The organism is Tsukamurella paurometabola DSM 20162, assembly GCF_000092225.1.
Classification (GTDB): Bacteria; Actinomycetota; Actinomycetes; order Mycobacteriales; family Mycobacteriaceae; genus Tsukamurella; species Tsukamurella paurometabola.
This window is the reverse complement of sequence record NC_014158.1, coordinates 1,546,215-1,571,454: the sequence shown is the minus strand read 5'-3', so window position 1 is coordinate 1,571,454 and position 25,240 is coordinate 1,546,215. Positions and strand designations below refer to the sequence as shown.

22 protein-coding genes and 2 pseudogenes are annotated in these 25,240 nt (G+C 68.3%); 12 read left to right on the top strand and 12 right to left on the bottom strand.

What is annotated here, in order from left to right; translation table 11 throughout:
- The first annotated feature begins 9 nt into the window (after positions 1-9).
- Positions 10-561 carry an FKBP-type peptidyl-prolyl cis-trans isomerase gene (locus TPAU_RS07535; RefSeq protein WP_013126157.1) on the top strand — a complete coding sequence of 184 codons (552 nt, stop codon included), beginning with the start codon at positions 10-12 and terminating at the stop codon, positions 559-561.
- Positions 562-641: 80 nt separating this feature from the next.
- On the top strand, positions 642-1,118 hold the full coding sequence (locus TPAU_RS07530) for a nitroreductase family deazaflavin-dependent oxidoreductase (RefSeq protein WP_013126156.1): 477 nt from the start codon (positions 642-644) through the stop codon (positions 1,116-1,118).
- A 3-nt stretch (positions 1,119-1,121) separates the two neighbouring features.
- On the opposite strand, the gene TPAU_RS07525 is transcribed toward TPAU_RS07530, so the two are convergent.
- The 3 genes from TPAU_RS07525 to glnA are packed head-to-tail and all read right to left on the bottom strand — an operon-like array spanning position 1,122 to position 6,497.
- Positions 1,122-2,060, bottom strand: coding sequence for an endonuclease/exonuclease/phosphatase family protein (locus tag TPAU_RS07525; protein WP_013126155.1), 939 nt, complete (start codon positions 2,058-2,060; stop codon positions 1,122-1,124).
- A 55-nt stretch (positions 2,061-2,115) separates the two neighbouring features.
- A complete protein-coding gene (locus TPAU_RS07520) occupies positions 2,116-5,145 on the bottom strand; it encodes a bifunctional [glutamine synthetase] adenylyltransferase/[glutamine synthetase]-adenylyl-L-tyrosine phosphorylase (RefSeq protein ID WP_013126154.1) in 3,030 nt (1,009 codons plus the stop codon).
- An 11-nt stretch (positions 5,146-5,156) separates the two neighbouring features.
- Entirely contained in the window at positions 5,157-6,497 is a 1,341-nt protein-coding gene (gene glnA / locus TPAU_RS07515) for a type I glutamate--ammonia ligase (protein ID WP_013126153.1), read from the bottom strand.
- A gap of 110 nt (positions 6,498-6,607) precedes the next feature.
- Between glnA and TPAU_RS07510 the strand changes: the two genes are divergently transcribed.
- The gene (locus TPAU_RS07510) at positions 6,608-7,189 is read left to right on the top strand and encodes an FKBP-type peptidyl-prolyl cis-trans isomerase (protein ID WP_013126152.1); all 582 of its coding nucleotides are present in this window, start codon (positions 6,608-6,610) and stop codon (positions 7,187-7,189) included.
- A 1-nt stretch (position 7,190) separates the two neighbouring features.
- Here the strand turns inward: TPAU_RS07510 and TPAU_RS07505 are convergent, their stop codons facing one another.
- Both TPAU_RS07505 and TPAU_RS22895 read right to left on the bottom strand, forming a co-directional pair.
- Positions 7,191-8,543 (bottom strand): alpha/beta hydrolase, encoded by a 1,353-nt coding sequence (locus tag TPAU_RS07505; RefSeq protein ID WP_041944337.1) that lies wholly within the window; start codon positions 8,541-8,543, stop codon positions 7,191-7,193.
- On the bottom strand, positions 8,488-8,769 hold the full coding sequence (locus TPAU_RS22895; RefSeq protein ID WP_147291070.1) for a hypothetical protein: 282 nt from the start codon (positions 8,767-8,769) through the stop codon (positions 8,488-8,490). The genes TPAU_RS07505 and TPAU_RS22895 overlap by 56 nt, the downstream gene beginning before the upstream one ends.
- 54 nt (positions 8,770-8,823) lie before the next feature.
- Between TPAU_RS22895 and TPAU_RS07500 the strand changes: the two genes are divergently transcribed.
- The 4 genes from TPAU_RS07500 (at position 8,824) to TPAU_RS07485 (ending at position 13,966) form a co-directional block, all read left to right on the top strand.
- Positions 8,824-10,572, top strand: a complete 1,749-nt coding sequence (locus TPAU_RS07500) for an NAD+ synthase (RefSeq protein WP_013126151.1) — start codon at positions 8,824-8,826, stop codon at positions 10,570-10,572.
- A gap of 66 nt (positions 10,573-10,638) precedes the next feature.
- A complete protein-coding gene (gene panB, locus TPAU_RS07495) occupies positions 10,639-11,499 on the top strand; it encodes a 3-methyl-2-oxobutanoate hydroxymethyltransferase (protein ID WP_013126150.1) in 861 nt (286 codons plus the stop codon).
- Positions 11,499-12,491 (top strand): prolyl aminopeptidase, encoded by a 993-nt coding sequence (gene pip, locus TPAU_RS07490; RefSeq protein WP_013126149.1) that lies wholly within the window; start codon positions 11,499-11,501, stop codon positions 12,489-12,491. Before panB ends, pip begins: the two co-directional genes overlap by 1 nt.
- Positions 12,492-12,493: 2 nt before the next feature.
- Positions 12,494-13,966, top strand: a complete 1,473-nt coding sequence (locus TPAU_RS07485) for a CYTH and CHAD domain-containing protein (protein ID WP_013126148.1) — start codon at positions 12,494-12,496, stop codon at positions 13,964-13,966.
- 4 nt (positions 13,967-13,970) lie between these two features.
- Here TPAU_RS07485 and TPAU_RS07480 read toward each other — a convergent pair whose 3' ends face one another.
- The 4 genes and pseudogenes from TPAU_RS07480 to TPAU_RS07465 all read right to left on the bottom strand — a co-directional run.
- Positions 13,971-14,705, bottom strand: a complete 735-nt coding sequence (locus TPAU_RS07480) for a cutinase family protein (RefSeq protein WP_013126147.1) — start codon at positions 14,703-14,705, stop codon at positions 13,971-13,973.
- 4 nt (positions 14,706-14,709) lie between these two features.
- A complete protein-coding gene (locus TPAU_RS07475) occupies positions 14,710-16,116 on the bottom strand; it encodes an RNB domain-containing ribonuclease (protein WP_013126146.1) in 1,407 nt (468 codons plus the stop codon).
- An 11-nt stretch (positions 16,117-16,127) separates the two neighbouring features.
- Positions 16,128-16,913 (bottom strand): acyl-[acyl-carrier-protein] thioesterase, encoded by a 786-nt coding sequence (locus TPAU_RS07470; protein ID WP_245537857.1) that lies wholly within the window; start codon positions 16,911-16,913, stop codon positions 16,128-16,130.
- Between the two features lie 51 nt (positions 16,914-16,964).
- Positions 16,965-17,312, bottom strand: a pseudogene (locus tag TPAU_RS07465) (ABC transporter permease); the annotation flags it as partial.
- Between the two features lie 69 nt (positions 17,313-17,381).
- On the opposite strand from TPAU_RS07465, the gene TPAU_RS07455 reads away from it, so the two are divergent.
- A protein-coding gene (locus TPAU_RS07455; protein ID WP_245537794.1) for an IS3 family transposase occupies positions 17,382-18,574 on the top strand; the annotation gives its coding sequence in 2 pieces (ribosomal slippage) (positions 17,382-17,666 and positions 17,669-18,574; 1,191 coding nt in all).
- 43 nt (positions 18,575-18,617) lie between these two features.
- A pseudogene (locus TPAU_RS22320) lies at positions 18,618-18,995 on the top strand (type II 3-dehydroquinate dehydratase); the annotation flags it as partial.
- Between the two features lie 72 nt (positions 18,996-19,067).
- On the opposite strand, the gene TPAU_RS07450 reads toward TPAU_RS22320, so the two are convergent.
- Positions 19,068-20,438: an MFS transporter gene (locus TPAU_RS07450; RefSeq protein ID WP_013126144.1), complete on the bottom strand. Its 1,371-nt coding sequence runs from the start codon at positions 20,436-20,438 to the stop codon at positions 19,068-19,070.
- 70 nt (positions 20,439-20,508) lie between these two features.
- Between TPAU_RS07450 and TPAU_RS07445 the strand changes: the two genes are divergently transcribed.
- The 3 genes from TPAU_RS07445 to TPAU_RS07435 all read left to right on the top strand — a co-directional run bounded on the left by TPAU_RS07445 (position 20,509) and on the right by TPAU_RS07435 (position 24,012).
- Positions 20,509-21,375, top strand: a complete 867-nt coding sequence (locus TPAU_RS07445; RefSeq protein WP_041944336.1) for a Sir2 family NAD-dependent protein deacetylase — start codon at positions 20,509-20,511, stop codon at positions 21,373-21,375.
- Between the two features lie 10 nt (positions 21,376-21,385).
- Complete coding sequence (locus TPAU_RS07440) at positions 21,386-23,599, top strand: glycoside hydrolase family 3 C-terminal domain-containing protein (protein ID WP_013126142.1); 2,214 nt, start codon at positions 21,386-21,388, stop codon at positions 23,597-23,599.
- A gap of 62 nt (positions 23,600-23,661) precedes the next feature.
- Positions 23,662-24,012, top strand: coding sequence for a helix-turn-helix domain-containing protein (locus TPAU_RS07435; protein WP_013126141.1), 351 nt, complete (start codon positions 23,662-23,664; stop codon positions 24,010-24,012).
- 1 nt (position 24,013) lies between these two features.
- Here the strand turns inward: TPAU_RS07435 and TPAU_RS07430 are convergent, their stop codons facing one another.
- Complete coding sequence (locus tag TPAU_RS07430) at positions 24,014-24,601, bottom strand: ClpP family protease (protein ID WP_013126140.1); 588 nt, start codon at positions 24,599-24,601, stop codon at positions 24,014-24,016.
- Positions 24,598-25,218 carry a ClpP family protease gene (locus TPAU_RS07425; RefSeq protein WP_013126139.1) on the bottom strand — a complete coding sequence of 207 codons (621 nt, stop codon included), beginning with the start codon at positions 25,216-25,218 and terminating at the stop codon, positions 24,598-24,600. The genes TPAU_RS07430 and TPAU_RS07425 overlap by 4 nt, the downstream gene beginning before the upstream one ends.
- Positions 25,219-25,240: the final 22 nt, after the last annotated feature.

Genomic DNA, 25,240 nt, shown 5'->3' with positions numbered 1-25,240 from the left:
GTTGGCGCCATGTATGCGTCCCGTGTCCTGACCGCCGTCACCGTCGCCACGCTCGCCGCCGCAACCCTCACGGCGTGCGGTTCGGGTCCCAAGTCGGAGGCCACGTGCCCGTCGGGCTCCCCCGGAACGTCGACGGCCCCGGACTGGCGGTATCAGGGCACCCAGGGATCGCTCGAGGTGACCGGGCCGACCGATGCCACCGCGCCGCGGATCAAGGTCGATGGCCCGTTCTCCGTTGCGCAGACGCACGTGCAGACCTTCGCGCCGCGCGGAGATGGCGCCGAGGTGGGCGAGAAAGCGACGGTCTCCGTCTGCTACATGGGCGTCAACGACCGCGATGGGAATGTCTTCGACAGCAGCTACGACCGCGGTACGCCCGCCGAGTTCTCCCTCGACGGGGTGATCCCCGGCTTCAAGAAGGCCCTGGAGGGCCAGAAGGTGGGCTCGACCGTGGGCGTAGCCGTCTCCCCTGCCGACGGCTACCCGGAAGGGCAGCCCTCGGCCGGCATCCAGGCCGGCGACACCCTCGTCTTCGTACTGAAGATCCTGTCGGCGAAGTAGCGGCTTTCTCGGGGATCTTCCCGATGTGCGGGCACGCGGGCCCGGGCACACTGGATGCACCATCGATCCAGGAGGCGGCCGTGCGCACCGTGCTTTACATCCTCGGGGCCCTCGTGCTCCTCCCTATCGCCGCGATCGCGACGATCGTGCTCGGCATGCGCTACGACGTACGGCCGATCCTCGACGCGGTACGGCGGTTCAATCGCGCGGTCACCAATCCGCTCGCGGTCGGCGATGCGGAGAAGGAGGATTCGACACGCACCGTGGTGCGGCACGTCGGCCGCAAGAGCGGCAAGGCCTATCAAACACCCGTCGACGCCTTCGAAACCGGCTCCGACACCCTGATCGTGGCGCTGCCCTACGGACCGGGCACCGATTGGGTCCGCAACATCACGGCGGCGGGCGGCGCCGACGTGCTGCGCCACGGCCGCGAGTTCGCAGTCTCCGCACCGCGGGTGGTGGCGACGGCCGACGTGGTCGACCGGCTCCCCGCGTCGCTGCGCCGCACGCTGCGCCTGTTCAACGTCGAGCACTGCCTGGAGCTGCGGCTCGCCTGACGTTCAGCCGACCTTCGCCAGCACGGCCCTGTGATCGGCGCCGGGGATGTCGTGCGCGGTCACATCGGTAGCACCGAGCCCCCGCACGAGGACGTGGTCGATACCCACCATCGGCGGGTAGGCCTTGTCCGTGGGGTAGGTGGGCAGCCATCCCGCGCCTGCGAGGATGCCCGCGTCCTGATAGCCACCGGAGAGCAACCGCCGGAATTGGGCGTGATCGTAGGTGGCGTTGTAGTCGCCGAGCGCGATCACGGGCCGCCCGGCCGGCACGCCCTGCAGCAGCGTCTCGATCTGCCGCAGTTCGCGTTCCCAGGTCTCGGATTGCAACGGCGGCACCGGGTGCAGTGCGAACAGTTGTACGTCGCCGCGTCCGGGAACGGTGGCCACCGCGGTGATCCCTTCCAGAGTGAACCCTGGGATCGACGCGGCGCTCGCTACCGGGTAACGGCTGTACAGACCGGTGCCATCGGCCATCTCGACCGGCCGGACGAACCCGTACGGCAGGTCGGCCGATATGGTCGACTCCTTGATCCGCTGCGCTGCCGCCGGTGTGAGCTCGGTGACGGCCAGAACGTCGACACGGTTGTCCCGCACCAGTTTCGCGAGCGCCTCGACGTCGCCGGCACCGACCTGCAGGTTCGACGTAGCGACGGTCAGTGTCCGACCCGCGGGCGGGCCGTCGGCGCGGTACAGCGGCGCCTGCACCCAGATGCCCGCCGCGGCGACCGCCACCAGCACGACCAGCCGAAGCCAGGCTCGGATCGAGAGCAGGCACACCAGCGCGAGCACCGCCGAGGCGACGAACAGCACGGGAGAGACGGCTGCGGCGGCGAGGATGACCTTCTGGGTTCCCGGCCAGAAGTGCAACGCCAGTGCGCCGATTGCGCCGATCAACGCCGCGGTGCCCAGAATGCTCACCAGAGGGCGAAGGATGATCCTCATGCCGCCATTGTGCCGGGCGCCGCCGCTGCGGACGCGATGCGCACGGTCGTGGCGGCTATTCGCCCCAGAACACCCGGTCCACCACAGCCCGAGCGCGCCGGGTGGTGCGCAGATAGTCCTCGAGGAAGTCGAGCGAACTGCCGCGCCACCCCGCGACGAAAGCGACGTTCGAGAGCACCGCTCCGGGTCCGGGAAGCTGGTCGACCGGCTTACCGCGCACCAGGAACAGCGCATTGCGAGCACGGGTCGCGGTGAGCCAGGCGTCCCGCAGCAGTTCCACATCGGCCTCGGGGAGCAACTCGTGAGAGCCGATCGCGTCGAGCGACTCCAGAGTCGACGTGTTCTGCAGCGCCGGAACCTCGCTCGCGTAGCGCAGCTGTTCGAGCTGGACGGTCCACTCCACATCGGAGAGACCACCTCGGCCGAGTTTGGTGTGCGTGGCGGGATCGGCGCCGCGCGGGAGTCGTTCGGAATCGACGCGAGCCTTGATCCGGCGCAACTCGTTCACGGTGGCGGGAGAGACGCCACCCGCCGGATACCGCGTCTCGTCGACCATGTGCAGGAATTCCAGCGACAGCGACTCGTCGCCGGCCACGTGGGTGGCACGCAGGAGCGCCTGCACCTCCCAGTGCTGGGCCCACTGCTGGTAGTAGGCGCGATAGGCGGCCAGGGTGCGCACCACCGGCCCGTTGCGCCCCTCGGGACGCAGGCCGGTGTCCACCTCGAGCCCGGGATCCACCGACGGTGCGCCGAGCCGCTTGCGGACGGCGTCCGCCACCTGGTTGGCCCAGCGAACCGCGTCGGCTTCCTCGGCGCCGTACACCGGGTCGCACACGAACAGCACGTCCGCATCGGAGCCGTACCCGATTTCGTGTCCTCCGAGGCGTCCCATGCCGATCACGGCGATCCGCGCCGGGGCTCCGGGGGGCGCCTCGCGGCCGCTGGATTCGCGTTCGGCGATGGTGCTGGCGATCTCGGATACGAGGGCGGCGTCGAGAGCCGCCGCCCACACCGAGGACAACGCCGCACACACCTCGGGCACGGTCAGCATGCCCAGGATATCGGCGGAAGCAACCCGGGCGATCTCGCTGCGTCGCATGGCACGTGCCACGCCGATCGCCCGATCCCGGTGTGGCGCACGGCTGACCGCCGCAAGCATCCCGTTGTACACCTCCTGCGGGGAGGTCTCGGTCAGTTTGGGTCCAGTGGCACCATCGGCGTAGAGCCGGATCACATCGGGCGAGCGGGCGAGCAACTCGGCGACGAAGGTCGACGATCCCAGCACCGTCATCAACCGCTGGGCGACCACGGATTCGTCGCGTAGTACCCGCAGATACCACTCGACATCGCGCAAATCTTCGGAGAGCTTGCGGTAGTTCAGCAGGCCGGCATCGGGATTCGGTGTCTCGCTGAGCCATTCGAGGAGCGTCGGGAGCAGGATGGTCTGGATCCGACCGCGGCGCGAGGAATCGGCCATCGCTTTCAGGTGCGCGAAGGCGTTCTCCGCCTGCCGGAAACCGAGCGCCGAGAGTCGAGAGATGATGGCGTCGTCGGACAGCCGCATCGCATCGGAATCCAGATGCGCGATCGAATCGAGCAGCGGGCGGTAGAAGAGTTTGGTGTGCAGTCGGCGCACTCGTGCCGACTGCCGCTTGAGCTCGGCGCGCAGTACCCCCGTGGCGTCACGGTCGCCGTCCGGGCGCACGTGCGCAGCGCGTGCCAGCCAGCGCCACGCCTCCTCGTGGTCGTTCGGCGGCAGCAGATGCGTGCGCTCCATGCGGCGCAGCTGCAAGCGGTGCTCCAGAAGGCGCAGGAACTCGTACGAGGCAGTGAAGTTCGCACCGTCCTCGCGGCCCACGTACCCCCCCGCGGTGAGCGCGGACAGCGCGGACACAGTGCTCAGCTCGCGCAGCGATTCGTCGGTACGACCGTGTACCAGCTGGAGCAACTGCACCGCGAACTCGACATCGCGGAGACCACCGCGGCCCAGTTTCAGCTCGCGCTCACGCAGCTCGGGGGCGATGTTCTCCTCGACCCGGCGGCGCATCTCCTGCACTTCGGGCACGAAGTCTTCGCGCTGGCTCGCATCCCACACCATCGGGCTCAGGGCGGCGATGTAGTCGTTTCCGAGTTCGAGATCGCCGGTCTGCGGCCGGGCCTTGAGCAACGCCTGGAACTCCCAAGTCTTGGCCCATCGCTTGTAGTACGCGACGTGCGAGTCCAGGGTGCGGGTGAGGCTACCGTTCTTCCCTTCGGGCCGTAGAGCGGCGTCGACATCGAAGAAGGCGGCGGAGCCGATCCTCATCATCTCGCCGGCCAGCCGCGCGCTCGCCGGATCGGCGGGTTCGGCGACGAAGATGACATCCACGTCGGAGACGTAATTCAGTTCCCGCGCACCGCATTTACCCATGGCGATGACCGCGAGCCGGCCTTCCGGATCACTGTCGGGGAAAGCCGTCGCCACCGCGACCGCAAGCGCTGCGGTGAGCGCGGCATCGGCGAGATCGGCGAGATGCGCGCCCACCAACGGGAAAGGGAGTGTCGGCTCGTTCTCCACCAGCTCTGCGAGGTCGCGCGCCGCGAGCACCATGAGAAGATCGCGATAGGCATCGCGGAGTTTCGAGATCGCCGCTCCGCCGGTCACTCCCGCACGGTAGAGCAGGTCATCGTCTCGCCGCCCCGGTACTTTCACCGCGTCCACCGAGGCCACCATCGCCGCGATCAGATCGTCACGACTCTTGAGCGGCGCGGTGTCGGCGAGCAGCCGCCAGGACTGCGGATGGCTGATCAGGTGGTCGCCGAGCGCATCCGATGCACCGAGAAGGCCGAAGAGCCGTCCGCGGAAGGTGGTGTCGGACCGGATCAACCGGTCGATCTCGGGCCAGTCCTCGCCGACGGCCTCACGAAGCCTGACCAGTGCACGCAGGGTCCAGTCCGGATCAGCGGCACGCGAGAGCGCCCACAGCACGTCGCTGCACTCGGAGTTGGCCCATCCGAGGACGCCGAGATTCGCCTCAGCGCTCTCGTCGAGCAGCCCCAACCGACCCGCACTCGGTCGGCGCACCTCGCGATTGGTCGGCGGCACCGTCGGCCCGCCTACAGCGAGAGGTAGCGGTCGAGCTCGAAGGGTGTGACCACCGAGCGGTAATCGTTCCACTCCGACCACTTGTTGCGCAGGAAGTACTCGAAGACGTGCTCCCCCAGCGTCTCCGCGACCAGCTCGCTCTTCTCCATGAGCACGAGCGCATCATCGAGCGCGGTGGGCAGGTCACGGAAGCCCATGGAACGGCGCTCACGCGCAGTCATCTGCCGCACGTCGTCCTCGGCAGCCTCAGGGAGCTCGTAGCCGCCCTTGACCCCCTCCAGGCCGGCGGCGCACAGGACAGCGAAGGCGAGATAGGGGTTGCACGCCGAATCGGGCGAGCGCACCTCGATACGACGGCTGCTGGACTTGTTCGGGGTGTACAGCGGGATCCGCACCATCGCAGAACGATTCGCGGCACCCCAGGTGGCGGCGGTCGGCGCCTCGTCGCCGGTCACCAGGCGCTTGTACGAGTTCACCCACTGATTGGTCACGGCGGAGATCTCGGGCGCATGATGCAGGATGCCCGCGATGAACGCCTTCCCGGTGGCGGAGAGCTGCAACTCGTCGTCCGGATCGTGGAAGGCGTTGGAGTCGCCCTCGAACAGACTCATATGAGTGTGCATGCCGGATCCGGGATGGGCACTGAAGGGCTTGGGCATGAAGGAGGCCCGCACTCCCCCCGCCATCGCGACCTCCTTGACGAGGTAGCGGAAGGTCATCACGTTGTCCGCCATGGACAGCGCATCGGCGTAGCGCAGGTCGATCTCCTGCTGGCCCGGCCCCGCCTCGTGGTGGCTGAACTCGACCGAGATGCCCATCGCCTCGAGGGCCTCGATGGCCGCGCGGCGGAAGTTCGGGGCCGACTCGTGGACGGCCTGGTCGAAGTAGCCGCCGGTGTCGGCGGGGATCGGATTGCCCTGCGAGTCGAGATCCTTCTTGAGCAAGTAGAACTCGATCTCCGGGTGCACGTAGCAGGAGAAGCCGAGGTCGGCGGCACGATTGAGCTGCCGGCGCAGCACGTGGCGCGAGTCACCCCAGGACGGCGTTCCGTCGGGCATCGCGATATCGCAGAACATCCGCACCGAGTGCATCTCGCCGTCGTTGCCCACCCACGGCAGTACCTGGAACGTGGACGGATCGGGCTTGGCGACGGTATCGGCCTCGGACACGCGGGAGAAACCCTCGATCGACGACCCGTCGAAGCCGATGCCCTCGCTGAACGCACCCTCCAGTTCGGCGGGCGCGATCGCCACGGATTTGAGGAAACCGAGCACGTCGGTGAACCACAACCGCACGAAACGGATGTCGCGCTCCTCGATGGTGCGAAGGACGAACTCCTGCTGCCGATCCATAGGTCGACCCTAAGCGAGAGGGTGTTAACTCTGTGTTACATGTACGACGTTCGCGTCGTACACTTCGGTTCCGGAACAATTCCGGTGAGCCAGCACGTAGGGTCCAGAGCGTGGATGCGCGGTTCACCAGGTTCGCGATAGCAGCGGGAACGGTCCCGCTGCTCCTCGTCGGGTGCGGGGCACCCTCCCCCGGATCCGCCGAGCCTGAGCGGTCCGCATCGAGCGATCCCGTCGCGGACTGCCCGTCGGCCGCGCCGGCGGGCGTAGCCAAGGCGGACGTGGTCTTCCACGGCGATGCCGGCCGCGCCCAGATCGTCGCCCCCACCCCGACGACGGCGCCGCGGGTCGCGATCACCACGCCCTTCCGCGTCGATCGCACCCAGGTTCTGCGGGTCCACGGTGGGCACGGCCCGGCACTCGCCGACAACGCCGTGGTCACCGTCTGCTACCAGGGCGTCAACGGGCGCACGGGCGATGTCTTCGACGACTCCTTCGTGCGGTCGACCTCCGCCGAATTCGCCCTCACCGACGTGGTCCCGGGCTTCCGCAAGACGGTCGCCGGCCAACAGGTCGGTGCCACCGTGGTCTCCGCGGTCACGGGCGCCGACGCCTACCCGTCCGGCGAGGCCGAAGCCGGGATCGAACCCGGCGACACCCTCGTCTTCACCGTCGTGGTGCTGTCCGCGAGCTGACCTACGGGGCGCACCGGAGGTCGGCGGGCGGCACCGTGAGGTCACGCAGGTAGGCGGTGACCGCACCGTCGACGCAGGAGTTCCCCTCCAGCGAGACGGTGTGTTGGCTGCCCTCGTAACTGATCAGCGACGCTCCGAGTTGCTTCGCCAGGTTCACACCGTTCTGGTACGGCGTCGCCGGATCGTGCGTGGTAGACACCACCACCAGCTTCGGGGCGCCGACCGCGTTCACCTCGTGCGGTTTGAGGGTCGGCGCCGCGGGCCAGAAGGCGCACTCCCCCTTGGCCGCACGGCCGGTTCCGCGGCCGTCGTCGAGGAACGGCGCGACGCGTCGCAGATCGGTGTCGAGCTTGCCGAGCTCCGCGGGGTCGGTTATGGCGGGGCTGTCGACGCAGTTGATCGCGCGGTTGGCATCCATCATCGGCGAGTACTTCCCGCCCGCATCACGGCTGAGGTACAGGTCCGCCATGCGCTGCAGCAGTGCACCATCGCCGCGTTTGAGGTTCGCCAGCCCGGTGCGCAGCGGCTCCCACAGTTGCTGGGCGTACATGCCCTGGATGGTGGCCGTGGTGGCGTCGCTGTAGCTGAGCATCCGCCGTCCCTGCCCCCGCGCGGGCGTATCGATCAGCGGCCGCACCAGGTTCTGATAGGTGGCGGTGGCCTTGGCCGGATCGGTGCCCAGCGGGCAGTCCGGGCGCGTGGCACAGTCCTTCGCGAAATCGTCGAAAACGGTCTGGAATCCGGTCATCTGCTCCACCGACGAGGTCGCCGAATCTTGCGACGGATCGACGGCACCGTCGAGCACGAGGGCGCGCACCTTCTCCGGGAAGGTCTCGGCGTAGATCGCGCCGATGAACGTGCCGTAGCTGTAGCCGAGGTAGGTCAGCTTCTCGTCGCCGAGCACCGCGCGCAGGACGTCCAGATCGCGGACGGTGTCGATGGTGCCCACGTTCTCCAGGAACTTCTTGCCCATCTTGTCCTCGCAGGACGTGGCGATGTTCCGGTTGAACTCCTCCTGCTTGGCGATACCCTCCGGGGAGTTGTCGTTGCTCAGCGTGAGCATCCGGTTGTCGTCGCGTTGCTGATCGGAAAGGCACTTCACCGCGGGCGAGGAGGCTCCCACGCCGCGCGGGTCCCAGCCGACGAGGTCGAAGTTCCGGGCGAGCTCGAGCTTGCCGAGGTCGCGCGATTTACCCGCCACCAACTGCACTCCGGAGCCGCCCGGGCCACCGGGGTTCATCAGCAGCGAGCCTCTGCGCTCGCCGGTGGCCTTCGTCCGGGCGACGGCGAGCTTCACGTCACCGGCACCGAGATCGTTGTAATCGACCGGGACGGTGACCTTGCCGCATTCCATCCGCGGGTCGTAATTCCATCCGCGGGTCGTAGTCGTCGACGTCATCGGCCTTGGCCATCGCCGCGCACGAACCCCAGTCGACCTTCTGGCTGTAGAACTTCTCGAGCCCGCGCTCGGACTTCGGCGCCGGGCTCACCGGAGCCCCTGGGATCTGCGTCGAGCAGGCCGACAGAGCGGCGACGGTGAGCAGCACGATCGCGCCCGCTGCGCGCTTGGTGGCCTTCATTGTTTCGATCCTGCCATGCGTCGGCGCCGAAGCCCGAGACGATAGGGTTGATTCATGACGCCCCTTCGTGTCGCGGCGTGCCAGATCAACCCCGTCGTGGGCGACCTGGACGCCAATGTCAGCCGGATCACCGCCGCCGCGCGGGACGCAGCCGAGCGCGGCGCGCAGGTGGCCGTGTTCGGTGAGATGGCCCTCACCGGATATCCCGTCGAAGACCTGCTGTTGCGCCGCTCCTTCGCCGTCGATTCGCGCGAGGCGGTGCACGATCTGGCTCACTCCCTCGACGCCGCGGGCTGCGGCGACCTCATCGTGGTGGTCGGCTTCCTGGACCGGGATCCTGACGCTCCGGAGACCAGCACCAACCCCACCGGCGGCGCCCGGAACGCGGCGGGCGTGCTGCACCGGGGCGAGCTCGTGGCCCGGTACGACAAACACTTCCTGCCCAACTACGGCGTCTTCGATGAGAAGCGCTGGTTCACCCCCGGCGACCGGTTGGTGGTCCTCGACGTCGATGGCGTCCGGCTCGGTCTTGCCATCTGCGAAGACGTGTGGTGGCCCGACGGTCCCGTAGCCGGCTTGGGCGAGCTCGGCGTGGATGCGGTGCTGTGCCTCAACGCCAGTCCGTTCGAGGTGGGTAAGCCCGAGCAGCGGCGCGAGGTGGTGGCGCAGCGGGTCGCCGAGGGCGGCGCCCCGGTGATCTACGTGAACCTGGTCGGTGGGCAGGACGAGCTCGTCTTCGACGGTGACTCGTTCGTCTTCGGGCCGGAAGGGGCACCCGCGACCGGCCCGCAGTTCGTCGAGTTTACGCAGTTGGTCGACGTGTCCCCGCGGGGCCGCGAGCACGCCACCACCGTCGAGGGCTGGCAGGTGGAATCACTCGCGCTCGCGGCGCGACCGACACCGCTCGCTCCGCAGGTGGTGACCGATTGGCCCGAGCTCGACGAGTACGCGCAGATCTGGGCGGCCCTGGTCACCGGCACCCGGGACTACGTGCACAAGGTGGGCGGGAGCACCGTCGCCCTCGGCATGTCCGGCGGCATCGACTCGGCCCTGGTCGCGGTGATCGCCGCCGATGCGGTCGGCGCCGACAACGTGTACGGGGTGGGCATGCCCTCGAAGTACAGCTCGGACCACTCCAAGGATGACGCCGCCGATCAGGCGCAGCGCATGGGGATCCACTTCCGGTTCGAACCGATCGAGCACATGGTGGAGTCCTTCGTCGGCCAACTGCATCTGACCGGCTTGGCCGAGGAGAACATCCAGGCCCGCTGCCGCGGTATGACGCTGATGTCGCTATCGAACCTCGACGGGCACCTGGTGCTCGCCACCGGCAACAAGAGTGAACTGGCCGTGGGCTATTCGACGATCTACGGAGACGCCGTGGGCGCCTACGCACCCATCCGCGATGTGGAGAAGTCGCTCGTCTGGGACCTCGCGCGGTGGCGCAACAAGCTCGCCGTCGAGCGCGGCGAGACGCCGCCGATCCCCGAGAACTCGATCACCAAGGAGCCCTCCGCGGAGCTGCGCCCCGGCCAGAAGGACAGCGATTCACTGCCCGACTACGAGATCCTCGACGACATCCTGCGCCGCTACGTGGAGCAGGACCAGGGTGTGGCAGAGATCGCGGCGGACGGGAACAACGGCGCCGGCTACGAGCCCGATCTGATCCGCACGGTGGCCCGCCTGGTGGACCGCGCCGAATACAAGCGGCGCCAGTACCCCCTCGGTCCGAAGATCACCCCCAAGGCCTTCGGCCGAGACCGGAGGATGCCGATCACGAACCGCTGGCACGACCCGGCCTGAGCAGGCCGCACCCACAGACTGCCCGGACCGGAGAGACCGGCTGGGACACGGAAATGGAGTGACACAATGAGCGAAACGCCCCTCTACGGAAGCGGATCCGGCCCAGATTCCGATCCGCAGGCGCGGCCACCGCGCAAGAAGGTGCGCATCCATCATCTCGCCGACCTGAAGGCACGCGGCGAGAAATGGGCGATGCTCACCAGCTACGACTACATGACCGCCTCGATCTTCGACGAGGCCGGCGTGACCGCCCTCCTGATCGGCGACAGCGCAGCGAACACCGTGTACGGGTTCGACTCCACGCTGCCGATGGAGTTGGACGTGATGGCGGCGATGGTCGCCGCGGTGCGCCGCGGCACGAAGTACGCGCTCGTCGTGGCCGACATGCCGTTCGCCAGCTACGAGGAGTCCCCCGAGCAGGCCTACCGCAGCGCCGCGACGCTGATGAAGGCCGGCGCCGAGGCGGTCAAACTCGAGGGCGGCGAGCACATGGCGCCCACCATCGAGTTCCTCCAGCGTCGCGGCATTCCGGTGATGGCGCACATCGGCTTCACGCCGCAATCGGTGAACACGCTGGGCGGCAACCGCGTCCAAGGCCGCAACGACGAAACCGCGGAGAAGATCCGGACCGACGCGAAGGCGGTCGACGCGGCAGGGGCCTTCTCCGTGGTGCTGGAGATGGTGCCCTCGGCGGTGGCCGCCGAGGTCACCGCGGAGATCTCGATTCCGACGATCGGCATCGGGGCGGGCAAGGACTGTGACGGCCAGGTACTGGTCTGGCAGGACATGTCGGGTCTCAATCGCGGCCGCGTGGCGCGGTTCGTCAAGCGGTACGCGAACATCGGCGACGAGCTACTGCGCGGCGCCCAGAACTACGTGGCGGAGGTCGCCTCGGGCGACTTCCCCGGACCGGAGCACGGATTCTGATGCACGACTTCTACCCGCCGATCGACGCCTACAGCACCGAGCTGCTGGACGTGGGCGATGGACAGCTGCTGTACGTCGAACAGAGCGGCAACCCCGACGGCAAGCCCGTGGTGTTCATCCACGGTGGACCCGGCGGCGGTACCTCGCCCGAGTGCCGCCAGTTCTTCGACCCCGAGCGCTACCGGATCGTGGTCTTCGATCAGCGCGGCTGCGGCCAGTCCAAGCCACACATCGCCGACCCTCCCACCGGCGACGGCGATTCGCTCGCCGATCGGCTCGCCGTGAACACCACGCCGCACCTGATCGCCGATATCGAGACGATCCGCGAGCACCTCGGGATCGACCGCTGGCAGGTGTTCGGTGGCTCGTGGGGCTCCACCTTGGGGCTGGCATACGCGCAGACGCACCCGCAGCGGGTCACGGAGCTGGTGTTGCGCGGGATCTTCCTGCTGCGGCGCAGTGAGCTGGACTGGTACTACAACGACGGCGCCTCGCACGTCTACCCGGACAACTGGGAGCAGTACCTGGCCCCGCTCGATGAAGCGGACCGCTCCCCCGCGGCGGACAAGATCGCGGCGTACCACCGGCTGTTGCACTCGGATGACACCGCGGTGGCACTGCGGGCCGCGAAGGCGTGGTCGAAGTGGGAGCGCAGCACCAGCCATCTGATCAACACCCTGGAATCGTCCGCCGATGCGGATGATCCGCGGTTCGCGATCCCGTTCGCGCAGATCGAGAACCACTACTTCGTGCACGGCGGCTTCCTGGACGAAGGGCAGTTGCTGCGCGATATCGAGAAGATCGCCGGCATCCCCGGCGTGATCGTGCAGGGCCGCTACGACGTGGTGTGCCCGGCCCGTAGCGCCTGGGACCTGCACCGCGCTTGGCCCACCGCGGATCTGGTGATGGTGCCCGACGCTGGACATTCGGCGTTCGAGCCGGGTATCCGTTCAGCGCTCATCGCGGCCACCGATCGATTCGCGAAGGACTGAGTATGGCCGAACAGCGTGAGATCGAGACGAAGTACGAAGTCGGTGACGACACCCTCGCGCCCGCGCTGACCGCGGTGCCGGGAGTCGACCACACGTCGGTCGACGAGGTCTTCCACCTGTCCGCGGTGTACTACGACACCGAGTTGCTGGACCTGTCCTCGAATCGGATCACGCTGCGCCGCCGCACCGGTGGTAAGGACGACGGGTGGCACCTCAAGCTGCCCGACGGTGCCGATCGCCGCGAGGTGACCGCGCCCCTGGGCGACGGCGACGACGTCCCGGCCGAACTACTCGAGCGGGTCCGCGCCGTCGTCCGGGGCCGCGTCCTGGCGCCGATCGCGATCGTGGAGAATCAGCGGCACACCACGTACTGCCACGCCGCCGACGGCGAACTGCTCGGCGAGTTCGTCGACGATCACGTCTCGTCGGTGTCATTGCTGCCCGATGGCACCGAGAAGTCCTGGCGGGAATGGGAATTCGAAGTCCCCGACACCGCGCTCGGGCGCAAGACCGCGATCGCCGTCGACAAGGCGTTGCGGGCGGCCGGCGGCGACACCCCCGATTCGGCGTCCAAATTGGCCCGCGCCATCGACGCCGATCCGGTTCGGCGCACCGCCGACCTGCCGAAGAAGGCCTCGCACGCGACGGCCGGTCAGTTGCTCACCGCCGCACTCGCCGCATACCGGGACCGGCTACTGCTGCAGGATCCCCGGGTGCGGGCGCACGGCGTCGATTCGGTGCACCAAATGCGGGTGGCCACGCGGCAATTGCGCAGTGTTCTCACCGAGTACGCCGGCTTCTTCGCCGGGCCTGCCCGTGCGGCCCTGAGCTCCGAGCTAAAACTGCTCGCCTCGGTACTCGGCGCGGTGCGCGATGCGGAGGTGCTCGCGGAGCGCTTCGAGGCGTTCGACGCGGGCGACGAGCTGGGCGGCGCGGGCTCCGCCCTCGCCGAGCGACAACGCGCCGCCGAGGCGCGCGGTTGGGTACGGGTCCACAGCGCCCTCGAGTCCGACCGCTACTATCTGCTGCTCGACGCGATCGACGCGTTGATCGCCGAACCTCCGCTCAAGGAGCGCGCCGATCAGGCGGCGTCGAAAAGCCTGGCTCCCCTGCTGCACAAGCGGATCCGCGCCTTCGCCAAGGAATCGTCGGGCCTGTTGGCCGATCCGGCGGCCACCGACGACGACGTGCACGCCGTCCGTAAACAAGCGAAGCGACTGCGGTACGCCGCCGCGGTGGTCGAGCCGGTGGTCCGTGGCGACCTGCGCGCCGAGGTCAAGGCGCTCGCGGCGGTGCAGCAACGCCTCGGCGAGTTCCAGGACGCGACCATTGCTCGCGACGCCATCGCAGACCTTGCGGCGGAAACGACCGATCCGGTGATCGCCTTCCGCCTCGGCCGTCTCGACGCCGCCGAAGAGCGCCGCGCCCAGCAGGCCCGGGCATCGCTGCCCGACCTGCTCCGGAAACTCCGCTAGGTCGCTACACGCCCGCGATCGCCGCGACCCGGTTGCCGATGTCGGCGCCCGAGTAGTCGCTGTGCGAATTGCTCACCGTCTTCATCAGGTCGCCGGTCCAATGGCACACCGGATCCCCCGTGTTGCACACCGAGATCGTGCGGCTGCCGACGGCCGGCGGCAGCGGAGCCGGGTCAGCACCGCTCACCGGGACCGATGCCTGCGCCATACCCGGTGTGCGGGGCGCGGAACCGAGGTAGCGGGTGGTGTCGTTCGGAATGCGGTCGGGGTCGGCGATGAGGCCGGCCGCCACGACCTGCGGCCGCGGGCCCATGCGCTGCAGCGCTCGGTGCACTGCGGACGCGCCCTGCGAGTACCCGACCAGCACGATCTTCGTGGACGGGCATTCCTTGACCACGATGTCGACATCGCCCTGCGTGTTGCCCGCGCCGATGTTGATGCTGGCCAGGAAGCCGCCGACCTTATCCAGCCCGGTGGGGACCGGTGCCGCCGGATAGTAGATCGGTCGTAGCGCGACCGTCTTGCCCGCACCGCGTACCTTGCCCGCGAAAGCCTGGGCGGCGGAGTTGACCATTGTTCCCATGCCGCCGCCCAGGCCGCCCTCACCGGAGCCGGCGGCGCCGATGAAGGTGTAATCGGCGCACGACGGAGCGGCGGTGACGGGGGCGGCGGTGGCCAGCGGTGCGACCGGTGCGAGGAGAGCTGCGAGGACGGGGACCAGGAAGTGACGTCGGCTCATGGAATCAAACTAGCGTGCCTTCGAAGCGGAAGCCGACCTTTCGAGTGGCAACATCGGCCGATTCCAGTCGGACCCGCACCCGCGCGCCCTCGGGCGGCGCACCGGTACAGGGCGCGATCACTGCCGGATCATCGAGCAGTACCTGGTCTTCGCGCAGCGCGACCGCCTCGAAGATCTCGCCCACGCGGCCGCCGAGGATCACCGCTTCGGTGAGGTCGATGCACGCCCGGTCAACCTTGTTCGCCACAGTATTGGTGCGCTGCATGGTCTCGGCGACGCCGATCAGCGCAGCGCTCGCCCATTCCGGGATCGCGGCTTCCGCACAGGCCGCGAGGCACACCTCGGTCGCGTACCGGTCCGCGAGACGGCGCAACGGGGCGGTGACGTGGGCGTACGGTGCGCCGACTCCGGCGTGCGATGCGTCGGCGGGCAAGGCCACGGCACCCTGCACACCGAAGGCGGCGTATCCGGAACCACGGAGTAGGCGCGCGGCATCGCTCATGACGGCGAGACCGCGGGGCGTACTCACGTCGACGCCGGCGAGGAAGTCGCCGACCGAGGCGCCCTCCGGCCAGGATTGGCCGAGCGCCGCTGCGGTGCGTCGCAGATCGTCGACGGCGTCCTTCGGCGCAGCCGGGAGGGTGCGCAGCAGACCGGCGCCCGCGTCCAGCATGATCGCCGCCGCGCATACGCCGGTGAGCAGCGAGATCTGGGCGTTGTAGCCGTCGAAGTCGGTGCGGGGCTCGATCCGCAGCTCCCAGCCGTCGGCGCCGCGGACCGCCTCCTGTGCCGGGAGGCGCAGCTCGATGGCGCCGTGCGCGCGGGACCAGGCCTGGCGCAGCCGACCCACCTCGGGCAGCAGCGCGACGCTGGGATGGACTCGGCCGGCGTTGAAGTCGGCCTGGACGCCGGCGTAGTCGAGCTGTGCGCGAGAGCGGACCGTCGCGCGCCGGACGGTCGCCGAGGTGACCTCCCCGGCCGCATCGACGCGGATCTCCCAGAGCGCGACCGGCCGATCCTCCCCGGGGAGCAGGGAGCCCGCGCCCTCCGAGAGCGCGCGCGGGTGCAGTGGTACCGAGCCGTCGGGCAGGTACATCGTCTGGCCGCGGCGCCGGGTCTCGTCCTCCAGGGCGCCGCCGGGCGGTACGAGCGCGCCGACATCGGCGATGGCGTAGCGCACGAGGTAGCCGTCACCGTCGGCGACGATGTGCACGGCCTGGTCGAGATCCTTCGACCCGGGTGGGTCGATGGTGACGAACTCGATGTCACGGCGGTCCTGTCGGTCCCCGGCGTGGCGGTCGACGGCCTCCTCGGCCTCGCTCTGGGCCGCGGCGGGGAATTCCTCGACGAGCTCGAACTCGGCGCGGACGGCCGCGAAGTCGACATCGCTGGAGGGAACGGTCCCCCGCATCGGGATTCCGGTCACGCCGGGTCGACCGCCTCGACGCTCATCGCCGCCGCGGTCCGGTCACCGGCCACGAGCCACGCGTACAGGACATCGCCGTCCCGGTAGGCCAGCAGACGCGGGGCATCCTCGAGCTGCAGCGCCGAGTTGTGCTCGACGACGCCACGCAACGGCAGGCGCTCGCGCAGGTCGGGTTGGGTGGCGAGGACTTCCTCCAACGCGGTCCAGTACACGGCGTTGTTGACGTGCTGGATGATGTCGAGGTCCGCGGCGCGCAGTAGGAAGGGCACCTCGTAGGCATCGGGATGCGGCTTCGGGTCGAGCCAGGACTTCCAGCGCAGCACGCCCGGTTCCGCGGCCGCGCCGAAGGTGTTCAGGAAGGTATCGCTCAGTGCCGACGGAGTGAGTGTGTCGATGTTGAAGTTGATCCAGAACGCCTCGGTCTCGATCCGGGTGCCCTTGACCCCGTCGATGTCGATCCGCACGGTGCACCAGCGCGAGCCCATCTTGGAGCCCCAGCGCTCCACAGTGAGCACGTCGGGCTGCTCGCCGCCCTCCAAGATCTCGATCACGGTGCGGCGCACCACCCAGTACGGGTGGATGTCCTCGTAGTCGACGTGACGCAGGTGATCCTGCCCGGTGTCCTGCAAGTACCGCGCCACGCCGTCGAACTTGAGCCGGCGGTCCTGGCTCACCGCATCGCCGCGAACCGAGCGCTGCGCGGTGTAGATGGCGCCACTGTCGAGCAGCTCGCGCCGGCGTTCGGGGTCGGTCACACGCGGGGGAAGGGGGTCTCCGATCACCCTCGGAGTCTTGCACAGCACCGATCGCTGCGTGGGCGCACGTGGCGCCGTTCAGTCCGAGGTGCGCTGGTTGAACGCCCGCAGCGCCAGCGGAGCCAGTACCAGGGTGAGTCCGATCGACCAGGCGATCGTGGCCAATACCGGGTTCTGCAGCGACCACGGCGCATCGGCCCGGAGCGGTACGTCGTTGCCCCACAGCACCCGCATCGACTGCACGAGCGAGGACACCGGATTCCATTCGGCCACCGCGCGCAACCACGGCGCCATCCCCTCGGTCGGCACGAAAGCGTTGGACAAGAAGGTGATCGGAAACATCGTCGCGAACATGAATCCGTTCACGGCTTCGATCGACTGCATGAGGCAACCCACGAGGATGCCGAACCAGATCATCGCGAATCCGGGCCTGCTGCACGGGTAGGTGACATCTGATCTGTGGTGCCGAGGGGTGCCGCTGGAAGGATGTGCACTGTGCCTAAGCCGTATCCGAAGGAGTTCCGCGACGATGTGGTCCGTGTCGCGCGTAATCGTGAGCCGGGAGTCCGTCTCAAGCAGATCGCTGCCGACTTCGGCATTAGCGAGTCGTGCCTGATGAACTGGGTGAAGACCGCCGATGTCGAGGCCGGCTCCAAGTCCGGGAGCAGTGCGGCGCAGTCGGCGACCGAGAGGCAAATGCGTAAGCGGATTCGGCTCCTTGAGCAGGAGAATGAGGTCCTGCGTCGTGCGGCTGCGTATCTGTCGCAGGCGAACCTGCCGGGAAAATGATGTACCCGCTCGTGAAAGAGCTCGCCGACGACGGTGTTCCCGTCACGGTGTCGTGCCGGGTTTTGAAGCTCTCCCGTCAGCCTTACTACCGTTGGCTCGCCGCCCCGGTCCCCGCGACGGAGCTGGTCGAGGCGTATCGCGCGAACGCCCTGTTCGACGCCAGCGTTGATGATCCGGAGTTCGGTCACCGGTTACTCGCAGACGAGGCCCGCGCTGCCGGTGAGCCTATGGCGGACCGCACTGCGTGGCGGATCTGCCGCGACAACCGGTGGTGGAGCGTCTTCGGAAAGAAACGCTCGAGCAAGGGCGGCAAACCCGGGCCCGCGGTCCACGACGATCTATGCACCGTCACCGACGAGCACGGCAGGACTCGTCACCGGTTCACCGCAGATGCACCGAATCGGTTGTGGCTCACAGATATCACTGAACACAGGGCTCGGGAAGGGAAGCTGTATCTGTGTGCGATCAAAGATGCCTACTCCGGGCGGATCGTCGGCTACTCCGTCGACTCGAGGATGAAGGCCCGGCTCGCCGTCAACGCCCTCAACAACGCTGTCGCGATGCGCGGTGATGTCACCGGATGCATAGTTCATAGTGACAGAGGATCGCAATTCCGGAGCCGAAAATTCCGACGTGCCTTGGAATATCACGGACTACGCGGATCAATGGGCCGAGTCGCCTCCTGCGGCGACAATGCCGCGATGGAGTCGTTCTTCAGCCTGCTGCAGAACAACGTCCTCGACCGCCACTGCTGGGCCACCCGGCAGGAACTGCGGACCGCGATCATCACCTGGATCGAACGGACCTACCACCGCCGGCGCCGACAACGCCGCCTTGGACGATTGACACCCATCGCATTCGAGTCCACCATGAACCCGGCCGCGCCACACGCGGCCTGACCAACTTGTCACCTACCCGTGCAGCAGGCCCGAACCCCAGCACTACGGCATCCGAACACTCGGCGATCTGGAGGCGGAACTCACGGCCGCGGCCAATCAGCGGGGTGCCGATCTCGACACATTTCAAAGCAACCATGAGGGCGAACTCGTCAGCCGCCTATCCGCGGCACGGCGAACGCACGATGCCGCGATCCTCAATCCCGGTCCGCTCTCGCACTACGGTCTCTCGCTGCGCGACGTGGTGAGCGTGATCGAACTTCCAGTGCTAGAGGTGCACATCTCAAACATCCACGCGAGAGAGGAATTCAGGCGCACTTCGATCATTTCGGCGGTTGCCAGCGGAACAATTTGCGGCCTCGGATTCCACGGGTACACCCTCGCGCTTGAAGCGGCTCTAGAGCTATTGCGTCGTGCGCAGTGAGTTCACCGACGACGGACTGCACTACCGATCGAAGGTCTCCACACCGCTCTCAGATCAGCGACGCACAAGCGGCTAGATCGCGTCGGCCGAACGGCCCGTGCTCCGGTGCCCGAGCACGGCCACGGTGATCATCAGCCCAACCATCGCGGCGGCCACCACCGCGAACACCCACACGCTGCCATGCTCGTCGAGGATCGGAAGCAGAATGAACGGAAGGAAAGCCGTCACCAGTTTGGTGAGCGAGTACGCCGCTCCCGCGGCGGTACCGCGGATCGCCGTCGGGTACGAGTCGGCGAGGTACACGTGGTAGGCGTTCGAGAACAGGTTCGACGCCAGCGTATACAGGAATCCGGCCATCACGATCTGTGTGGGAGTGGGTGCGAATCCGAACCACAGCCCGAAAACCGCCATCAGACCGGCAGATCCGATCACGAGATGCTTGCGCTCCACCCGTTCCACGATCGGCATGGCGAGCGCGGCACCGAGCGGGTACCCGATGTACGACAACGCCACGAACAACAAGGAGGTCTGGATCGAATATCCCTTGGCCACCAGCACCAGCGGCGCGATGGTGCCGAATCCGTAGTAGCCGAACACCTCCAGGGCGGAGACGATCCACAGCATCACGGTGCGCCGCCGGTACGGCGGGCGGAACAGATCATGGATCGCGATCGAACGGGCCTTGACGGGCCTCAGACTCGGATCGGGATCATCGAGGACCTTGCCCTCCGCGACCGCCTGACTCTCCAGCCGCCGGACGATGGCGTCGGCCTCGCCGTAGCGGCCCTGCGCCTCCAGCCAGCGCGGCGATTCCGGCAGACCTCGTCGCACCAGCCACACCAGGAACGACCCCAGGGCACCGAACACGAAGAGCAGCCGCAAGCCGTCCACCTCGACGGAGCCGATGTGGAAGGTCTGCGGCGTCAGCCACCGGGCTGCGAAACCGACCACCGGCACGCCGAGAAAGGACACCGTGTAGGCCAGCGAGATGTACTTACCGCGGACGTCCTTGGGCAGCAGGTCGGACAGGTACGAGTCGGCAAGGGCGAACTCTCCCCCGATCCCGATGCCAGCGACGAACCGGGTGACCACCAGGAAGGCTACGTTCGGGCTGAACGCACCGGCGAGCGACATGGCGGAGTAGATCGCCAGGTTGATCATGAAGGCGCGCCGGCGCCCCACCCGGTCCGCGAGCCGGCCCATGAACAGGGCACCGAGGAACTGACCGATGAACGCCGAGGCCAACAGGATCTTGAGCTGATCGGAGCCGAGGGCGAAATCGCGGCGCAGAACCGTCGCGATGGTGGCAGCGAGAAAGTTCTCGTACTGGTCGAAGAACAGCCCGAGTCCGATCACACCCACCGCGGCGAAATGGAGCCTGGTCATGGGCAGGCGGTCCAGGCGCGCCGCGATCGACGGCGCGGAGACGGTATCCGTAGACATCCTCACAAGATACTTCGGAAGGCGAAGCCCTTCCCGGTGAGCGGCGTCTCGGGCGGCGTAGAATCGTCTCGTGCGCACCGCGATACCCGCGTGGGAACCTGCGGAACCGACCGTGCCCGATGAAGACTTCACCGACCGTCTCGATCGCGCCGCCGGCCTGCTCCGAGGCCGCCGCATCGTCGCTCTGACCGGTGCGGGCGTGTCCACGGCGTCCGGCATCCCCGATTACCGCAGCCCGGGCGCGCCCCGTCGCACCCCGATGACCCTGCAGCAGTTCCTCGGCTCCCCCGAGTTCCGTCGCCGGTACTGGGCGCGTAACCACCTCGGCTGGCGACATATGGATTCCGCACGCCCGAACGCCGCTCATCGCGGTGTGGCCGGGCTCCCCGGCATCACCGGCGTGATCACCCAGAATGTCGACCTGCTCCACCTCAAAGCGGGCTCGCGCGGCGTGATCGACCTCCACGGGAACTATGCGCGGGTGCGCTGTCTGAGCTGCGATGCGACGATCAGCCGGCATCGGTTGCACGGCATCTTGGAACCGCTCAACGCCGGTTTCACCGCCCGCGTCGCCGGTCGCGGGGCGCTGGAGGTCGCGCCGGACGCCGACGTGGTGGTCGAGGACACCACCGACTTCACCATGGTCGATTGCGGTCGGTGCGGCGGCATCCTCAAACCCGACATCGTGTACTTCGGCGAGTCGGTGCCCAAACCTCGCGTGGCCGAAGCCTTCACCGCGGTCGACCGCGCCGACGCGCTCCTCGTGCTCGGCACCTCGCTGACCGTGATGTCGGGTCTGCGTTTCGTGCGGTACGCGCACAAGCACGGCAAACCGATCGTCATCGTCAACCGCGGGCGCACTCGTGGTGACGCGCTCGCCGATGTCACCGTCGATGTCGACGTGGCGACCGCACTGACCGCGCTCGCCGAGCGTTGAAAGGAACACCATGCCCGATGCCGCCGATCTTCCGCTCGCCGACCGCGCCCGGCTGCTGACCGGGGCCGACTTCTGGACCACCGCGGCGGTACCGGAGGCGGGCATCGACGCGCTCGTCCTCACCGATGGTCCGCATGGTGTGCGCAGGCAACTCGGGTCGTCCGATCACTTGGGACTCAACGCCGCGGCGCCCGCCACCTGTTTCCCACCCGCGGTCGCCGTGGGGTCGAGCTGGAACCCCGAGCTCGCCCATCGGATCGGTGCCGCGATCGCCGCGGAGGCGCGTGCTCTCGGCGTGACCATCGCCCTCGGACCGGGAGTCAATATCAAGCGGCACCCCCTGTGCGGCAGAAACTTCGAGTACTACGCGGAAGATCCTCTCCTCGCCGGTGTCCTCGGAGCCGCCCATGTGTCCGGGCAGCAGGCCGCGGGCACCGGGGCCAGCGTCAAACACTTCGCGGTCAACAACCAGGAAACCGAGCGGATGCGGATCAGCGTCGACGTGGACGCGCGCACACTCCGGGAGATCTACCTGCCCGCGTTCGAGCGGATCGTCAAACAGGCCGGCCCGGCCACGGTGATGTGCTCATACAACCGGATCGCCGGCACCTACGCATCCGAGAACCACTGGCTTCTCACGGAGTTGCTGCGCGATGAATGGGACTTCCGCGGCCTCATCGTCTCCGATTGGGGCGCCGTGCACGACCGGGTGGCCGCCCTCCGCGCAGGACTGGATCTGGAGATGCCGCACGCGCCGCGCAGCGCCGGCCAGGTTCGCGGCGCCGTCGAATCCGGCGACCTGGACGAGGACATCGTCACGACGGCGGCGCAGCGCGTGCTCGACCTCGCGGCGTTCGCACCGTCGGACGCGGAGCCGGAACCCGATCTGCGGGCCCACCACGAGCTCGCTCGCGAAGCAGCCGCGGAGTGCGCCGTGCTGCTCCGCAACGAACACGAGGTACTGCCCCTGCACGCCGGCTCCGGACGGATCGCGGTGATCGGCGAGCTGGCGCGGACCCCGCGCTACCAAGGTGGCGGGTCGAGTCACATCAATGCGAGCACGGTCGACATCCCGCTCGACGAGATCGTCTCCCGGGCAACGAGTGCCGGTATCAGTGCCGAGTTCGCGCCAGGCTACGGCCTGGACCACGATGATCCCGGACTGCGCGCGCAGGCGCAGGCCCTTGCCGCCCGGTCCGATGTCGCCGTGGTCTTCGCCGGGCTCACCGAGGCCGAGGAGTCGGAGGGTTTCGATCGTGCCCACCTCGGGATCGCATCGCAGCAGGTCGCCCTGCTGCGCGCCGTGGCGGCAGCCGCCCCGCGCACCGTCGTGGTCCTCGTCGGCGGCGGCGTCGTCGACCTCGAACCCTGGCACGACGAGGTGGACGCGATCCTTGAGGCCTTCCTGCTCGGGCAGGGCGGCGGCGCCGCGATCGCCGACCTGCTGTTCGGTGTCGCGGCCCCCTCGGGACGCCTGGCCGAGACCATCCCCCGCCGGCTGGAGGACACACCTGCGTTCGGGAACTTCCCGGGTGAGGCCGGCACCGTGCGGTACGGGGAGGGCCTACTGGTGGGGTACCGCTGGTACGTCACCCGCGCGATCGCACCCCGGTATCCGTTCGGCCACGGCCTCGGGTACACGAGCTTCGCCACCGATTCGCTCGACGTCACCGCGACCGGCGACGATTCCGCGGCGGTTCGCGTGACGGTCCGTAACACCGGAGCCCGCGCGGGAAGCCATGTAGTTCAGGTCTACATCGGATCGGACGCCGGCGGCGTGTTCCGACCCCGCCGGTCGCTCGCCGCGTTCCGCAAGGTGGCACTCGCGCCGGGCGAGGCGAGGACCATCGAGTTCACAGTGGGCCGCCGTGCTTTCGCCCATTGGGATACGGTGCGGGACGCCTGGTCGGTTCCGGGCGGCACCTATCGTGTGGACGTGGGTCGCAGCAGCCTCGACATCGACTGCGCCACGGAGGTGGTACTCGCCGGTGACGCCCTGGTGACGCATCTGACGCTGGAATCGACGATCGCCGAATGGGCGGCTCATCCGGTCGCCGGCGCTCCCTTCCGCACCGCACTGTCCGCGTCCGCCGGCGGACTGCCCGTCGACCAGCTCCTCGAACTCGCCGGGTCGATGCCGCTCGGCAAGGCCCTCGACATGATCCCCGGCGACGGGGCCGATCAGGCCCGGGCACAGGTCGAGGCACTGATCGCGGCGCAATGATCCCACGCTGCTGACAGCGGAACGACTACTGCGCCAGTGCCCGGGGGTCGTAGCCTTCGACCATGGAGAGGCGCAGCGAAGGCGAGGCATTGTTCCGGCACGAACTCGGTGCGCAGCTGCGCCGATTGCGGCACGGGCGAGGCGAACGGCTCGCCGATACGGCGCACCGGGCAGGCATCTCACCGCAGTACCTGTCCGAGGTGGAGCGCGGCCTGAAGGATCCGTCCAGTGAGATGCTGGCCGCGATCACAGGTGCGCTGCGCACCGAGGTCGGCGAGGTGATCGTCGAGGTCGGGCTCCGGCTGCGGTCGGCCCGCCGACCGGTGCTGCGCCTCGTTTCGACCGGTTCCGGCCCGCACGTGCCGCGGCCGACGCCGGGGGCCGCGGCGCGCCCGCTCGCCCTCGCGGCGTGACTCAGTGCTCCTCGATCACCTCGTCGATGAGGCCGTAGGCCACCGCGTCCGGCGGCGTGAAGACCCGATCGTGGTCGGTATCGGCGCGGAGCCGTTCGGCGGTCTGCCCGGTGTGACTGGCCAGGATCTGTTCCATCTGCCCGCGCACCCGCACCACCTCATCGGCCTGCAGGATGAGGTCCGGGATCGTGCCGCGGCCCTGCGCCGCGGGCTGATGCAGCACCACTCGTGAGTGTGGCAACGCCACCCGCTTGCCGCGGGCGCCCGCGGCGAGCAGCACCGCACCGACGGCGACCGCCTGCCCCACGCAGGTGGTGGCGATGGGTGAGCGGATGTAGCGCATGGTGTCGTAGATCGCGAGCATCGCGGCGGGATCGCCGCCCTCGCAATTGATGTAGAGCTGGATATCACTGTCGGGGTTGTCGGATTCGAGGAACAACAGCTGAGCGACGACCGCGTTCGCGACACCCGCATCGATAGCGGTTCCGAGGTAGACCACCCGCTCGGAGAGCAGGTACGAGTACACATCGGAGACGCGTTCGCCGTTCGGGCGGCGCTCGATCACGGTGGGAATGGTGTACGTGCTCATCGGGCTGCTCCCGCCAGGTCGAATCCGGTGCGCCGGCGGCGGCCGGGCACGATGTCATCGAAGGACTCCACGATCTCGTCGATGAAGCCGTAGTCCTGCGCCTCCCGCGCCGTGTACCAGCGATCGTGCAGCGAATCCTCGAAGATCTGCTCTTCCGGGCGGCCGGTGTCCTCGGCGATCAGCCCGAGCACGGTGTCGCGGGTGTGCCGCAGGTCGCCCGCCTGGAGTTCGATATCGACGGCGGTGCCGCCGATCCCGGCGGATCCCTGATGCATCAACACGCGCGCGTGCGGCAGGGCGCGGCGCTTGCCCCGCGTTCCGGCGGACAGCAGGAATTGCCCGGCGCTGTAGGCGATCCCGAAGACGAGCGTGGAGACATCGCACGGGATCAGACGCATCACATCACGGATCGCGAGCATGGCCGGGACCGAGCCGCCAGGCGAATGGATCCACAGGGCGATCTCGCGGTCGCTGTCCGCCGCGAGAGACAGCAGTTGGGTGGCCAGCAGGGCGCCGTTGTCGTCGTCGAGTGGACCGTCGAGGATCACGACCCGCTGGTCGTAGAGCTCGCGGCGCACCCGCTCGGTGAACTGGGGGACTTTCGGGTTCTCACTCATGTCCCCGATCGTGCACTGTTAC